Annotated in this window: 14 protein-coding genes; 3 read left to right on the forward strand and 11 right to left on the reverse strand. The window is 41.8% G+C overall.

The features are described 5' to 3' along the window. Positions 1–298: 298 nt before the first annotated feature. From NSQ70_RS17490 to NSQ70_RS17505, 4 genes are all read right to left on the reverse strand, one after another. Positions 299–1,756 carry a sucrose-6-phosphate hydrolase gene (locus tag NSQ70_RS17490; RefSeq protein WP_342502309.1) on the reverse strand — a complete coding sequence of 486 codons (1,458 nt, stop codon included), beginning with the start codon at positions 1,754–1,756 and terminating at the stop codon, positions 299–301. A gap of 19 nt (positions 1,757–1,775) precedes the next feature. Beyond that, complete coding sequence (locus NSQ70_RS17495; RefSeq protein ID WP_007497804.1) at positions 1,776–3,164, reverse strand: sucrose-specific PTS transporter subunit IIBC; 1,389 nt, start codon at positions 3,162–3,164, stop codon at positions 1,776–1,778. A gap of 255 nt (positions 3,165–3,419) precedes the next feature. Further along, the gene (locus NSQ70_RS17500; protein WP_076821319.1) at positions 3,420–4,253 is read right to left on the reverse strand and encodes a PRD domain-containing protein; all 834 of its coding nucleotides are present in this window, start codon (positions 4,251–4,253) and stop codon (positions 3,420–3,422) included. Positions 4,254–4,304: 51 nt separating this feature from the next. Continuing rightward, positions 4,305–4,583 (reverse strand): hypothetical protein, encoded by a 279-nt coding sequence (locus NSQ70_RS17505; protein WP_342502310.1) that lies wholly within the window; start codon positions 4,581–4,583, stop codon positions 4,305–4,307. 501 nt (positions 4,584–5,084) lie between these two features. Here NSQ70_RS17505 and NSQ70_RS17510 point away from each other — a divergent pair. Both NSQ70_RS17510 and NSQ70_RS17515 read left to right on the forward strand, forming a co-directional pair. Beyond that, the gene (locus tag NSQ70_RS17510) at positions 5,085–7,508 is read left to right on the forward strand and encodes a S8 family serine peptidase (RefSeq protein WP_251210563.1); all 2,424 of its coding nucleotides are present in this window, start codon (positions 5,085–5,087) and stop codon (positions 7,506–7,508) included. An 81-nt stretch (positions 7,509–7,589) separates the two neighbouring features. Continuing rightward, the gene (locus NSQ70_RS17515; RefSeq protein ID WP_048002998.1) at positions 7,590–7,817 is read left to right on the forward strand and encodes a hypothetical protein; all 228 of its coding nucleotides are present in this window, start codon (positions 7,590–7,592) and stop codon (positions 7,815–7,817) included. An 11-nt stretch (positions 7,818–7,828) separates the two neighbouring features. Here NSQ70_RS17515 and NSQ70_RS17520 read toward each other — a convergent pair whose 3' ends face one another. From NSQ70_RS17520 to NSQ70_RS17530, 3 genes are all read right to left on the reverse strand, one after another. After that, positions 7,829–8,833 carry an LLM class flavin-dependent oxidoreductase gene (locus tag NSQ70_RS17520; RefSeq protein WP_342502598.1) on the reverse strand — a complete coding sequence of 335 codons (1,005 nt, stop codon included), beginning with the start codon at positions 8,831–8,833 and terminating at the stop codon, positions 7,829–7,831. Positions 8,834–8,887: 54 nt separating this feature from the next. After that, positions 8,888–9,637: an oxygen-insensitive NADPH nitroreductase gene (nfsA, locus tag NSQ70_RS17525; protein ID WP_047945824.1), complete on the reverse strand. Its 750-nt coding sequence runs from the start codon at positions 9,635–9,637 to the stop codon at positions 8,888–8,890. A 110-nt stretch (positions 9,638–9,747) separates the two neighbouring features. Then, positions 9,748–10,959, reverse strand: a complete 1,212-nt coding sequence (locus NSQ70_RS17530; protein ID WP_008345489.1) for an FtsW/RodA/SpoVE family cell cycle protein — start codon at positions 10,957–10,959, stop codon at positions 9,748–9,750. Between the two features lie 475 nt (positions 10,960–11,434). Between NSQ70_RS17530 and NSQ70_RS17535 the strand changes: the two genes are divergently transcribed. Next, positions 11,435–11,698 carry a spore morphogenesis/germination protein YwcE gene (locus tag NSQ70_RS17535; protein WP_008345491.1) on the forward strand — a complete coding sequence of 88 codons (264 nt, stop codon included), beginning with the start codon at positions 11,435–11,437 and terminating at the stop codon, positions 11,696–11,698. A gap of 77 nt (positions 11,699–11,775) precedes the next feature. Here NSQ70_RS17535 and qoxD read toward each other — a convergent pair whose 3' ends face one another. The 4 genes from qoxD to qoxA are packed head-to-tail and all read right to left on the reverse strand — an operon-like array spanning position 11,776 to position 15,717. Next, entirely contained in the window at positions 11,776–12,156 is a 381-nt protein-coding gene (gene qoxD, locus NSQ70_RS17540) for a cytochrome aa3 quinol oxidase subunit IV (protein WP_007497818.1), read from the reverse strand. Between the two features lies 1 nt (position 12,157). Continuing rightward, the gene (qoxC, locus tag NSQ70_RS17545) at positions 12,158–12,775 is read right to left on the reverse strand and encodes a cytochrome aa3 quinol oxidase subunit III (protein WP_007497820.1); all 618 of its coding nucleotides are present in this window, start codon (positions 12,773–12,775) and stop codon (positions 12,158–12,160) included. Further along, positions 12,775–14,733 (reverse strand): cytochrome aa3 quinol oxidase subunit I, encoded by a 1,959-nt coding sequence (gene qoxB, locus NSQ70_RS17550; RefSeq protein ID WP_007497822.1) that lies wholly within the window; start codon positions 14,731–14,733, stop codon positions 12,775–12,777. The genes qoxC and qoxB overlap by 1 nt, the downstream gene beginning before the upstream one ends. Positions 14,734–14,760: 27 nt before the next feature. Beyond that, a complete protein-coding gene (qoxA, locus tag NSQ70_RS17555) occupies positions 14,761–15,717 on the reverse strand; it encodes a cytochrome aa3 quinol oxidase subunit II (RefSeq protein WP_089374137.1) in 957 nt (318 codons plus the stop codon). Positions 15,718–15,774: the final 57 nt, after the last annotated feature.

Here is a 15,774-nt window from a genome sequence, read left to right on the forward strand (position 1 = left end):
ATGGATCATGTAAACATAAATAGAATTTTAAGGATATTTTAATATGTAAAGAATTGACATGTTAATTTTGAGTGAATTTTTAAATTAAAAAAGAGACTATTCGTAATAGTCTCTTTTTCACACAGGTACATTTTCTTATTGTCTACTCGATCCAACATCTTGATGACTCTCTTGTAATGACAACCTGTTTCCTCTAATTCTTCTCTTGAAACATCAATGTCTAGCAGTGGCTTCTTTTTGTCTTTAGAATTAACCAAGGCGTAGCAGACGTAGACATTTTCTCTACTTGTTTAGTAGATCAAAAACCTGCTTCTTTTTGCAAATGCCACGTCTTCAATTTAAGCTTCGTTTCATTTCTACCACTGATGGAGATTGATTTATTTCCCGGGGAAGGAAAGTAACGTGCAGTAAATACTTCCCGGCCTCCGTTGACAAAAATCTCAATCGATGATGCATCAATAAAGATATGCAAATCCTGTAATTCATCAATTTCTACTTCACGAACTTCCTTTGTTCGATCTTCAAATCGATCTCGCTCTAACGTTAGTTTGCCTTCATCTTTATCATAAATGATACGAGCAGCAGCACGGATACAGCATTCAAATCCTTTTTGTGTTTCAATTTGATCAATGAATACCTCTGCGCTCGTCAAATCTTCAACAGGAATGGAGTGAACAGATCGTTTAACGTGAAAAACATGCTCCTGCTCATTTGTCCGCATAGATCGAAGTTCACTTACCGGCTGTTGAATAAGACGCCCTTCATCATCTAAACGAAGCTCTCTCGGAATCGTCAAACAATGGATCCATTGATAAGAGACAGTTGGGTGATGCTCTTCCACTTGATCTGGTACACCCATCCATCCCATTAAAATGCGTCTGCCCGATTCATCTTGGAAAGTCTGCTGTGCATAAAAGTCAAAGCCACGATCCAGCTCCTCAAACGCTCCATGCGTATATTGGTAGGTACGATCATCCAATGTACCAACAAAATAACCAGATTGATGTGTATTGTTGTATTTGAATCCATCAGGCTTCAGCCCCTGTGGTGACACGATCAATATATCCTGACCGTCTAATTCAAACAGATCTGGACATTCCCACATGTATCCGAAATGATCTAATCCATTCTTTCCACTGCCTGCAATAATGCCTTGAAACGTCCAATTGTCTAATGTATCAGATGTAAATAAGACAAGATGTCCTTTGAGATCTTCACTTTGTGCTCCAAGGACCATGTACCACTTTCCATTCCGCTTCCACACCTTCGGGTCACGAAAATGTGCAGTGAATCCCGCTGGCAAAGTCGCCACGACACCTTTTTTCTCAAAATGAACCCCATCCTCTGACACAGCTAAACATTGATATGTCTCACGGTTCCCTTGCTCGTCACGGACATTTCCGGTATACATCACGTACATACGACCATCGTCAATGACTGCACTGCCAGAATAACAGCCATTTTGATCAAACCAATCACTTGGCGTGAGGGCAGCCTCTTCATGCTGCCAATTCACTAGATCGGTTGATGTGTAGTGACCCCAAAATTTTGCCCCATGACCTGTTTTAAATGGCTGCCACTGATAAAACACATGGTAGACTCCCTTCCACTGAATCAATCCATTCGGGTCATTTAAAAGACCGACTGGCGGCATTAAATGGAAGTTCTGACGGTACACATCTTTTTTCACCAAATGCTCATAGTTTCGAATACGATCTGTTACCTTTTGACGAAGTGCTGCGTCCGTTGTTGTCATCACTGTGACCACTCCTTGATTATTTTTCGACTTCTTTGACTTTAAAGATGATGGTAAGAATAAATGAAACAGCAACAGCTATTAACATACCAATAACATAATTTACCACATTTTGTAAACCAAATGGGGCTGCAATTGCAATCATCGGAATCCCTGTTAAACCATAAGCGTTGGCGGCTACCTTCGTGAAGACGACAAACGCCCCGCCTAATGCACCTCCGATCATTGCAGCAATAAATGGCTTACGATAACGAAGATTCACACCGAATATGACCGGCTCAGTAATACCTAAGAAAGCAGAAAATGCTGCTGGTAATGCAATTTCTTTCGTTTTTGCACGCTTTGCTAAGAAAAAGACCGCTAGCCCAGCTCCGCCTTGAGCGACGTTTGACATGGCCCAGATCGGCAGCAAATAATTCCGTCCAATATCATTTAGAAGTCCTGCCTCAATCGCATGGAAGCTGTGATGAACACCTGTCAGTACAATTAAAGAATAAGCGCCTCCAAAAATAAGTCCAGCTAAGAATCCTGCATGGTCATAAACATAAGTGAGTGCATTTGAGATTCCTGTACCAAGCATTCTCCCTAGAGGTCCTACAGCAATAAACGTCACAAATCCAGTCACAATCACCGTCACAAACGGCGTCACAAGTAAATCAATACTGTTCGGCACAACTTTTCTTAAATTCTTTTCAATCACGCACATGATATACACAGTTAATAACACGGGAATGACCGTTCCTTGGTAACCAAGAAGAGCAATATCAAAATTGAATAGATGCATATATTCTGGTTTTGCGTCTGTCAGTCCCCATGGATTCAGCAAGCTCGGGTGAATCATAATGCCCCCAATGACAGCTCCTAAATATGGATTTCCACCAAACTCTTTGGCTGCACTAACACCAATTAAAATCGGTAAAATGATAAAGGCAGCACTTGAGAACATATCTAGCATTTGGAAGATGGCAGAGCTTGGATCAGCCCATTTGAAGGCTTTCATCATACCTAATAGGCCCATTAATAAACCGCTTGCTACAATCGCTGGAATGATTGGTACAAAAATATTCGATAGCGTCTTGGCAAAACGTGCAAGTGGATTCATTTTTTGCTTCACGGCTTCATCATGGCTGGCTGGTTTCTGATTCTCGTCGTCTGCCTCAAGACCCGTCTCACGAGCAAAAGGCTCATATACTTTGTTGACAGAACCTGTTCCAAATATGATCTGGAATTGACCCGAGCTTGAGAAGGCACCCTTCACACCCTCAAGTTCTTCAATGGCATCTTTGTCAATCAACGCCTCATCTTTCATCACCAATCGGAGTCGTGTGGCACAATGTGTTGCGCTAATGACATTTTCTTTGCCGCCTAATAATGTTGTTAATTCTTTGGCTGTTTTTTGATAATCCATGTTGTCTCCCCCTTTTTTTAAAACAAAAAAGACCTAAAATTCACTAACGATTAAAGGACATACACGTCCCCTCGTTACGCAAATTTTAGGTCTTGCCTGCCTGACAGTCACAATCCCACGATATTGGTTTTTGATTACGCTTTCATCATAGTATAAGAGCGCGACCTGCGTCAACCTATTTTTTCGAATCAAATGACCCATATACACTAATTAGAGTAGTGTGCATAAAAAAAAGCCTGCGGACAGGCACAACCTTTACACCAATTCGGCATCCTGCAGACGCTGGACATGCAGCGTGATGTAGCCGATCTCCGATTCAGGGAGATGAAGTCCATATTCTTTTTTCAGCAAATCAGCCAGTCCAAGTGCACACCGGTAAGCCGAATCATACTTTGTTTGGATAAAAGTCAGCATGTCATCGTCCATGATTTGAAATGCTTCATTCGATTCCAACCTGCCTAATGCATACCTCAAATGTGTCACAAGCCGCTGATATGAAATACTATCCTCATCAATCGAGCGCTCAAAAACGCTTTCGATATGCTCGATCATTTCTTTGATCATCGTTGTGTATTTGACCGTCTTCTTCATGGACTCCGTATTCATTTTGGCCGTATGAATATGAAGTGCCACATACCCTGCCTCATCGTCCGGCAGGTCAACCCCAAGCCGCTCCTTTACATAACGAATGGCATACTTTCCAATATCATATTCCTGCTTATATAAGACTTTGATCTCACCAAGCAATTTATTATATAGCACAATGCCTTTTTGAACGCGTTCAATGGCAAAGGATAAATGATCTGTCAGTGAAATGTGGATATGATCACTGAGCGGCATCATGAGTTCACCCTCTGCATAACTAATAATATGCTCTGCCACCTCAATATGCGTTTCTGGCAATGTCGCAAGAATTTGTTTAAACTTCTCATTTTCTTCACGCACAACAAAAATCTTCTCTATTTTTTGAACGGGAACGACGTCATTTTTCCCCTTCTGAAAAGCAATTCCGGGCCCCATCACAATTTTCTCCTGATCACCCTCCTTTACAACCACTGCATTGTTATTCAATATTTTATATATCTTCAAGGGGCATCCTCTCCCACAGATAACGTGTCTTATGTGGGATTTTACCCTGTTTCAACTTTTCTGTAAAGATAAGAACGGACCGGCACGCGCCTCTCTCGTTGTCTTTTCATAAAGCATCATCAGACTTTCTTGAAACGGCTTATCTGTCCTGCGCTTCTTCTTCTTTTCATCTGCCAGTTTCTCTAGCTTTCTCTCATTCACCGCAAGAAAGAATCCTCCATCCACTGCTGCCACTTTCACCCCTTGCTTCTTCAGCAGCTCACCAGGATTCACAAGCACATTCATCACAAAACCAAACCATACACTCAACCAGTTCTTCCATTTCTTCACTGAACATCCCTCCGCTTTCCTTAGAATCTAGCAGTTCTAGCAAATTAACTGTTCCTATCATATCCCGAGAAAAAAGAGAGGTTTGTCACAATCTGGGTGAAAAAACGAACTAGTTTTCAGAAGTTTTGTTGAAAAGTGCAGAAGATGATCATGTTCCACAATGTTTCTATGAAAATTTTATACACACACTATCCCAAAGATAAGCACATCTTATCAACAGGGTTTATCCACATATCAACACCCTCTTACTAGATTTTGTGTATGAGATTTTTTTATTTTCCATATATATATCTGAATAATTGAGTTATCAACAGATTATTGTGCATAAGTGTGACTTTATAAACAAAATAGTTCTTTGTGACTATGTAAAATAAGACCATTTCAGTAAAGGAATTGGTTTCATCGTATGGAATACTTAATAACGGGCAGTGAATCTTTCCTATTTATCCACAAAAAGAAAGGCTATCTCCCTAAATACACAGCTAGAAAGGGGAAAATTAATTGAAAAAAGTAATCTCTCGTTCTTCTGTTCTATTGTTCTCCACTATTTTTACCTTATCCACATTCTTTTCAGGTCAGGCTGCTGCCGCTCCATCGAACAAACAGGTGGAACTGGAAAAAGCAGAAATCTTCGGCGAAATCAATGTTAAGTCTAGAAAACACACCACTGTCATTGTTGAATTAAAGGAAAAATCCTTAGTTGAAGCCAAGCAAGAAGGCGAAGCACAAACAAAAGCCTCCCTCAAAAAATCTCGAACTAAAGTAAAGAATGCAGCACTCAAAAAGTTAGATAAAGCGAGTGTTCGTCAAGAATATGAAAAAGTCTTCTCTGGTTTCTCTATGAAACTTCCTGCAAACGAAATCCCGAAACTGCTCGCAGTTGACGGAGTAAAAGCCGTTTATCCGGATGTTACATATCAAACAGATGAAGTGAAAAAGAAAAGCGTCCAGCTTCCTCATGAGGATGTCTCTCCACTCATGGATAAAAGTGCTCCATTTATCGGTGCCCCAAAAGCTTGGGATGCCGGCTACTCTGGAAAAGGAGTAAAAGTCGCTGTCATTGATACTGGCGTAGACTATACCCACCCTGATTTAAAAGGAAACTTCGGATTATACAAAGGCTATGACTTTGTTGATAATGACTATTCTCCACAAGAAACACCAAAAGGAGATCCTAGAGGCGAATCGACAGATCATGGTACACATGTCGCAGGAACAATTGCGGCAAATGGACAAATTAAAGGTGTCGCAAAAGATGCTACCCTTCTCGCCTACCGTGTCCTTGGACCAGGCGGATCAGGAACAACTGAAAATGTTCTTGCAGGCATCGATCGGGCTGTCACTGACGGAGCCGATGTCATGAACCTTTCTCTTGGAAACAGTGTGAATAACCCTGATTATGCAACAAGCATCGCACTGGATTGGGCCATGTCTGAAGGGGTTGTCGCTGTGACATCAAATGGAAACAGCGGGCCAAACAGCTGGACCGTTGGATCTCCTGGGACATCAAGAGATGCTATTTCTGTCGGAGCCACTCAGCTTCCGTACAGTTTATACAACGTGAAATTCCCGAACTATTCAACAGCAAAAGTGATGGGCTACTATCTAGAAAATGATTTAAAAGCACTTGACCAAAAACAAGTCACACTCGTCCAAGCAGGCATCGGTGACGAAAAAGCTTTTGAAAACATCGATGTCAAAGGAAAGGTGGCAGTGATTGAACGTGGAGCCATTGCCTTTGTTGATAAAGTGGACAATGCGAAAGCTGCTGGTGCGATCGGCGTTGTCATGTACAACAATACCGATGGAGAAATCCCTGTGGATGTACCAGGTCTAGCCCTTCCGACGATTAAGCTGTCAAAAGCGGAAGGAACAGCACTTGTTAAAGCCATTGAGGCTGGTAACAATACAACGACTTTCTCGATTCAATTTGTGAAAGAGTTAAGTGAACAAGTCGCTGACTTCTCATCTCGCGGACCTGTTGTCGATACGTGGATGATCAAACCAGATCTTTCAGCACCTGGCGTGAGTATTGTCAGCACCATTCCGACACACGATCCTTCTCAGCCATACGGCTATGGATCGAAGCAAGGAACAAGCATGGCATCTCCTCATGTAGCTGGAGTAGCAGCGATTATTAAACAAGCAAAACCATCCTATTCTACAGAACAAATTAAAGCGTTGATGATGAATACAGCAGAAACATTGTATGACCCAAATGGTAACCCGTTCCTTCACAATACGCAGGGCACAGGCAGCGTTCGAATCATCGAATCACTTCAAGCGTCTTCTATTGTGTCTGATGCAAGCTATTCGTACGGCACTTTCTTAAAAGAAAAGGGCGTTCAAATCAAAACGAAGAAGTTCAAGGTAGAAAACCTGTCAAAAGCACCGAAAACCTATACCATTGATTACAAGTTCGATGGCAACGGCATTAGCACCAACGGCACGAAAAAAATCACAGTGAAAGGGAATTCCACAGGGTCCTTTACTTCCGCAGTACAAGTGAATTATGGGAAAACGAAAAAAGGAACGTACCAAGGCAGTATCACCATTCGCGAAAATGGCAGAAAGGTCACTGAAATCCCTACTTTATTGATTGTAAAAGAGCCTGATTACCCGCGCGTCACTTCGGTTTCTGTAGAGCCGGATAACCGTGCTGGAAGCTATGTTATTAGCAGCTATCTCCCAGGCGGTGCTGAAAATCTTGCATTCCTCGTCTACTCGACAGATGGAGAGTATTTAGGTGAAGCAGGAGTTTATCAACATGTTGATAAAGGAGAGCATCGTGTGAAATGGAATGGCACGATCAATAAAGGACAGAAGTTAGAAGCAGGTGAGTATACAATGCTTGCGTATGCGAGCCTGAAAGGTAAATCAGATACGGTTCAAACGAAAGAACCATTCGATATTTATCCTGAATAAACAAGAATCACATAAAAAGCCTTGTATGAGCCCATCAGCTCAACAAGGCTTTTCTATCATGTATGGAGGAAAGAGAAATTCATGTTGATATGGCTATGGATCGTTTCTTTTATGACGGCTTTTTTTCTCACGATCACCTTGGTTTATTTTTTTACCTTTTTACATGCAAAACAGCCTCGTCCTTTTCATCAAGCATGTGAACTGACTGTCTATACCACCTGCATTTATCCGCTTAGCTTGGCGGTGACAGCTGCCTTTATTCTCACCATGATGCTCCTCTATCCCTTTTATTGGCTGCGCAAATTGTAAAATGACATACGTTATGCATCAAAAGCTTCTTTTAATAAACGATACGATGTGAGACGGTCTTGTATGTGATGTGTGATGGTCACAGCGATCACTTCATCTGTACGATACGCCTTTGCGAGTGCTGTCAGCTGCTGCTTCACAGAGGATGGCGTGCCAACAACCATCCTCTGTCGATTGGCTGCTACTCGTTTTTGTTCATATGGACTGTAGGAATAGGCCTTTGCCTGTTCAAATGTAGGAAAGCCGCCAAGGTTCTGTCCTTGTTCGTTAGCTAATAATGATAAATCTAAGCTGACAGCCAATTTTTCTGCCTGTTCCTCTGTTTCTGCACATAAAACGAAGACCGCAAGACTGACACGCGGCTCATCACCAAATTCTGAAGGTGCAAATCGGCTGATATACTGCGACACAGAGTCTTCTCCGCCTTCTCCATTAATGAAAAGAGCAAACGTATAGCCTGCACCTACTTTTGCGGCAAGCCGTGCACTTCCTCCAGAAGAACCTAACATCCATACCTCTGGGGCAGTATCTACTTTCGGAGAAGCGGTCAGGTGAGGCAGCGGATAAAATTCATCGGCTAAATCATGTAAATACACCCTTAATTCTTCTATCTGCTCAGGGTATTGATCACCAAGTCGCTTCCGTTCTCCATGATGAAGGGCAATGGAGGAGATCGGCATACCTCCAGGAGCACGTCCAATGCCAAGATCAATTCTGCCCGGAGCCAAGGCTTCGAGCACTCTGAAGTTCTCTGCTACTTTATAGGCACTGTAGTGGGGCAGCATGACGCCGCCTGAACCAATACGGATATGTGACGTCACAGCTGATAAATGACCGAGAAGCACCTCTGGACTCGATCCTGCGAGCCGGTTTGAAAAGTGATGCTCTGATACCCAAAAACGATGATAGCCCCATTTCTCTGCCTGCTTCGCCAGCTCGACTGTTTGCTTCAGTGCCTCAGCAGGCGTCGCATCTCCAATCAAAGGAGATTGATCCAGTATACTTAATTTCATGATGTCGCACCTCTTACACAAATCCCCCTCTCTCACTCGAAAGGGGGATTTCCTGATTTATTTTCGATTAAAGCCCTTCTCTTTCACAAAATCTCCGAGGAAAGCACGTTTTGGCTGACTAAAGCCTCGAAGCATTTGCTCAGACCATGTATCTTTTCTCTCACCGTTTGTTCGTTCTTCATAATATGATGAAATACGATCATCGTATTCTTTTAAATAACGATCCACATGAGCTTCGTCTTGCTGATATGTGTTTTCATGATAGATCAGCTCAACGGGCAGCCGTTCCTTTTGAGATGATGGATTGGCAGGATGTCCTACAGCCAATCCGAATAGCGGCAGCACATAGGAAGGTGTTTCAAGTAGTTCGGATACTTCCTTCAGCTGATTACGCAGTCCGCCGATATAGCAGATGCCAAGTCCCATAGATTCTGCGGCGACACTGACATTTTGCGCAGCGAGCGCCGCATCAATCACACTGATAAGAAAGGCTTCTGTATTTTCAAGCGCCTCTTGATGGTTCTTTCCTGCTTTTTTTGCGATATAGTCGTGGCGTTTCAAGTCTGCACAGAAAACAAAAAAATGCCCATTCTTCTCAACGTATGGCTGATTTCCAGCCAGTTCAGCAAGCTTCGCCTTCTTCTCCTGATCTGTTACACCAATGATACTATACGCCTGTACATAGCTTGATGTCGAAGCAGCCTGTGCACTTTTGATAAGTGTCAGCACTTCTTCCTCTGTCAGACGCTCATCTGTAAACGAACGGATGGACCGATGATTTAAAATGGTTTCTATCGTTTTATTCAATTCGAAGACCTCCTTCACTCCTACTATCATAAATCAATTGAATATTACTTTTCAAAAGTTAGAACTCACGCCAAAAAGGCAGCCTACGCTTAGACTGCCCTTTACCCGTTTTATTTAAATAAATAACTTTGATATTTCGTTAATTGAACACTTGCATTATAGGCGATACCAAATCCAATAAGAACAGATAAAACAGAACTTCCCCCGAAGCTGATGAATAAGAGCGGTATCCCCGTTACAGGCATGACGCCTATGTTCATACCAATGTTCTGGAATGTATGGATGACAATCAATGCTGTATATCCTACACAGAAAAATGACGCAAACCGGCTATAAGGATGGATACGGTCGATCAGTACAACAAGCCGATAAATCAGGAAGAAGAACATGATGACCACAAATGCGCAGCCGACAAAACCAAAGGCTTCCCCTATGATAGAGAAAATCATATCTGTCTGAGCTTCTGGAACATATACTTTTAAGTTCTTAACACCGTTCCCGAAAATTTGTCCTGCCCCAATTGCCATAATGGCTTGCTCGACTTGATATTTATCCGATCCAGATGCATCCTGTGTCTGGGCTTGGTTAGCTGTCGAAGAACTATCAGGCAGCCAAGCGGTAATCCGGTTGATTTGATACTGCTGAATCCCGATTTTTTGTGCGAAATCAGGGAATAGAATAATCACGGCTAACACAGCGGCAACTAAGAGCACAACCACTGAACCGATGAGAGAGATCAATTTCCAGTTGACCCCTGATAAAAAGACCATGACAACGACAATAAACATACATACCGCAGCCGTACCTGCATCTTGCAAAAAGATGAGTCCGACTGGTACAGCAGCCACGCCGGCAATTTTTAATAGTAGGAAAATATCATCTTCTAATGTTCGTTTTCCTCTTGGGGTTGCCTTCCCAATGACAGAGGCGAGCATCATAATCAAACCAATTTTCATGAACTCTGAAGGCTGAAATGTTCCAATTCCCGGTAACACAAACCAACTTTTTGCACCATTTTTAATTGGAGCAAAATCATGACCTGCAATTTGTGCAGGGGCAATTTTCAAAAGAATTAAGAGCATAATGCCGCCTATAAAAATATATAAGCTTAACTTTTCTAATTGTTCCAGATCGAAGTAATTAATAGCCACAATACAGATGACCCCGACCATGTAGTAAATGATCTGTCTGGTCCATGCATTAGATCCATATTGCCCAAACTGTCCCGCAGCATAAATAGCGATGACACTGATGGCAAAGAAGGCTAAAAATATAAAAATCAAATCTCCTTGATAGTAAGGAGATGTATTCTGCTTGTTCATGAACTAACCACCCTTATTACAAAACATAAAAGCCCTTATTTATATTAGATTGAAATTTTCACAAAAGCAACTCACCTTAAATATGACGGAAGTGACACCTGAAAGGTTCCATTCTAATTTCAAAAAATGAAATACTTTTCATCCTAATAATAGGAAAAAATCCCTTTCTACTCTATCATGACAACCGATCATAAGTCCTTTAAAAAGATTATTTTACAGATTTTAAGGGGAAAATTCAATGACTTATGTGGCGATATGAAAGGTTAACATCTTGCCAGCATAAGCTTAACTGAGGTATAAGAAAAAAACAATTTCTGCGGAATAAGGCCCATTTTCCAATTATTGAGTTTACTTCAAAGTCAATTGTGGTATAATATTTGTAACAAAATGTTCACAATATCTCCTAAAAACAGACACAATTGCATCCTGACCTCTCATTTGAATTGAACATCAACTTACAAAGGAGTTGGATACGATGGATATGTTCTTTGCGTACCTATGTATTGCAACAGCTACACCCCTGTTTTTATGGTTGGAAAACAGAAAGATTGCATTAGCATCTATTCCACCCATCATGATTATGTGGATTTTCTTCGGTCTTTACATGACAAGCAGTTTATCTCCAGCAGGACATACCTTCATGATCGCATTCTTTGCCATTAACGTGATTCTGGCTCACATTGCAGCATTCCTCATCTATGGACTTCCATTCATTCGCAAAAGATTCAGCAGCAGATAGATATTGCATCATCAATTGGAAGCGTTATCACAATCAGCATAAAAACCACTCACCTATGAAAGATGAGTGGTTTTTTATTATTTCTCTGAATGCTCAGACTGCTTTGGCGCAGATGGTGAATAACCGTCTTTGCTGTTCTCTCCGTGGCTGTAGTGAGCCGCGAAGATCCAAACAGACCCGATGACGAAAATGATCGCACAGAACAGACCAAACAAAGTATTTCCGACTTGAACAGTCCCGTTCTCACTCTCTGTCATATGCATGAACATGAACAGCTGCAAGAATGCTTGAATGAAGGCAAAACCAAAGATAATCCATAGTTTTGCGGAACTGCCAATTTCAGCTCCGATGGCAATCCAGAATGCTAAGATGGTTAGCACAATGGAGAGAATGAAGCCGACTACATGTTTCCAAGGGAAGTGTTCGTGCTCTGCTGAGGAATGTGTTTTTCCAGCCATATCACAAAAGCCCCCCTAATCCGATCAAGTACACAGCTGTGAAGATGAAAATCCATACAACATCAAGGAAATGCCAATATAGACTTGAGATAAAGATCTTCGCTGCTGTTTGTGGTGTTAATCCACGTTTTTTAATTTGGAACAAGACGCCCGTAATCCAGAAGATACCGATGGATACGTGTAATCCGTGAGTTCCTAAAAGAACAAAGAATGCAGACCAGTATGCACTTGTATGGATGCTCGCACCCTCATGTACATAATGGAAGAATTCGAAAATCTCAAAACCAACGAAACCTGCACCTAGAAGCAGTGTCAGAATCGTCCAAATGACAACCCCTTTTGTACTTCCACGGCGCATTTCATGAACGGCAATCCCACATGTAAATGAACTCACTAATAGCAGGAATGTCATGATCAATACAAGCTTCATATCAAATAGCTCAGCTGGCAAAACGCCGCCAGCTGTTCTGCCATGAAGAACAAAGTAGGTCGCAAAAAGTGTTGAGAATAACACGATTTCCGCGCCAAGGAATATCCAGAAACCAAGGATGTTTAAACGTCCTGTTTCAGACTGATATTCAAGCGGTGCATTTGCATAGCTGCTATCATTATGTCCCATTACTTCTGCGCCTCCTTATTCTTTTTCTCTGTTTCAATCACTTCTTCAACAGGAATATAGTAGCCATCGTCATATTCAAATGAACGTAAAATCATTGTTGCGAATACTCCGATTAAGCCGATAACGCCAATCCAGTACCATTCAAATACAAGACCGAATGCACCAAGTCCGAAGAATGCAGACATGATTAGCGGTCTGCCTGAATTGTGCGGCATGTGAATTTTCTTGAATTCTTTTTCAGGATGAACGTCTACATTGTTTTGCTTCCAATGATGGAATGCATCTGGTGTCGTCACTTCTGGAAGTGCTGCAAAGTTGTAATGCGGCGGAATTGCAGAAGATGTCGCCCAGTCAAGTGTACGTCCTTCTCCCCAGCTGTCTCCAGACACTTCACGTTTCGCGTGTCTCCAGCTGTAGTAAATGTTATAGCAAAGGATGATGAATCCGATACCCATCATGAATGCACCAATTGTTGAAATAAAGTTTAGTGCAGTCCAGCCATCTTCTGGTCCATACGTATAAATACGTCTTGGCATTCCTTGCAGTCCTAAGAAGTACTGAGGGAAGAAACAGATGTTAAATCCGATCATGAATACCCAGAAGAACCATTTGCCGATTCTTTCGTTTAACTTGTAACCAAACATTTTCGGATACCAGAAAACAAGACCAGCAAAACATGCAAAGACAGTACCTGCGATTAATACATAGTGGAAGTGGGATACAAGGAAGTACGTATTATGGTACTGGTAATCCGCAGCTGCCATCGCAAGCATAACCCCAGTCACACCACCGATTACGAAGTTCGGGATGAAACCAAGTGCCCAAAGCATTGGTGAAGTAAAGCTGATACGGCCTCGATACATTGTAAAGAGCCAGTTAAAGATTTTCACACCTGTTGGTACAGAAATCGCCATTGTTGTGATCGAGAAGAATGAGTTAACCGCTGCACTGTTCCCCATTGTAAAGAAGTGGTGAACCCACACAAGGAAACTAAGAACAGAGATTGCCACAATCGATACAACCATCGCTTTGTAACCAAACAACTGCTTTCTTGAGAACGTCGCAAAGATTTCTGAGAAAATACCGAAAGCCGGCAGGATAACGATATATACCTCAGGATGTCCCCAAATCCAGAAAAGGTTCGCCCAAAGCATTGGCATACCGCCCGCTTCGAGTGTAAAGAATGCTGAACCGAATAAACGATCGAATGTCATAAGTGCTAAAGCAACTGTTAAAACAGGGAATGCGAAAACGATAATGACAGACGTGATCAATGTTGTCCATGTAAACATTGGCATACGCATAAGCGTCATACCTTTTGTACGCATTTTTAAGATGGTCACCATGAAGTTAATACCTGTCATTAGTGTACCAATACCTGCAATTTGGAGCCCGAGCAAGTAGTAGTTCTGTCCAGGTCCTGGTGAGAAATCATTTCCGGCGAGCGGCATGTAACTCGTCCAGCCTGCACTTGGTGATCCTCCAATAACGAAGGAAATGTTGAACAGCATTGCTCCGACCATAAATGTCCAGAAGCTCAAGTTGTTCAAATACGGGAATGCAACGTCACGTGCACCAATTTGAAGAGGAACCACGACGTTAATTAAACCAATTAAGAATGGCATCGCCATGAATAAAATCATGATCGTACCATGCGTTGTGAAAATTTCATTATAGTGGTTTGAATCTAAAAACGTATTATTAGGAAGCGCCAGCTGCGCGCGCATCATCAGTCCGTCTACCCCACCGCGGAAGAACATAATCACAGCAGCAAGGATATACATGATTCCAAGCTTTTTATGATCAACTGATGTCAGCCATTCTTTCCAGAGCCATTTCCACTTTTTGAAGTAGGTTAAAACAAACACAATAGCAATGGAAGTAAGAGCGATAGAAATTTGCGCACCAAGAATTAATGGGTCTCCAGTTACAAAAAACTCATCCCATTTTAAATGCATAACGGCCTCCTCCTTTCCTTAGTCAGTTTATTCGTTTTCTAGTTTTCTTTTATAGTTCTTCACATTCTCGAAAGGATCTGTCTTGGAATGCGGAGAAACTGATTGGTAACCTAAACGTTTGCGTGCTTGGAGTGCATATTCAGAATCCTCTCCGTGCTTCGCAAAAGATAAATGTGTTGATGAGAATGTCTGCACATCTGCAGCATCAGGAAGCATCAAGTAGTCATACGTTTTCTTCGTTAACTTTGGTGCTTCTTTTTTCGTTTTATTTACCCATTTATCATAGTCAGACTGCGTCATCGCATTGACTTTGAATTTTTGCTGAGCAAAGCCTTCGCCTGTGAAGTTGGCGTTTCTTCCTTCATATGTGCCTACTTCATCAGCTTGAAGATATTGTTCCATTTCCATTCCAGCCATCGCATACTTCTCCCCGCCTAGCTGAGGAATCCATAGTGATGCCATTGTATCAGCGGAAGTGATTTTGAATAAAACCGGCTGATCTTTTGGAATGTTTAAGTAGTTCACTGTTTCAATATTTTCCTCTGGATAGCTGAAGATCCATTTCCAATCAACTGCTGTAGCATAAACGACAAGTGGATCTTTATGACTTGTTGCTTGAGGCGCCTCTTCCAAAGAGTAAATGGTTTTTACAGTTGGAACTGAAAGGGCAGCAACGATTAATATTGGGATCACTGTCCAGACAACTTCTAGAAGCGTATTCCCGTGTAGTTCTGGGTTATAAGAGGCGTTTCCAACGTCCTTACGCTCACGGTATTTAACCAAAATGATGGTAAACAGTACAAATACCGCACCAACGATAAAGAGCATGAATCCAATAGATAATAGGATTAAGTCTTTTTGTTGTGCTGCGACTGGTCCTTTAGGATCTAAAACAGCGATATTGCTGCAACCTCCTAATACAAAAACACTCACGAGCATCGCTAATAAAAGCATAGGTTTAATGGCTCTGAACAAGAAGATCACCATCCTTCCTTAAATAATGTATAAATTGCTGAATAATTGTGAAAAGCCATCTGCCTT

It is taken from the genome of Bacillus sp. FSL R5-0397, from assembly GCF_038593395.1.
Lineage (GTDB): Bacteria > Bacillota > Bacilli > Bacillales > Bacillaceae > Bacillus > Bacillus altitudinis.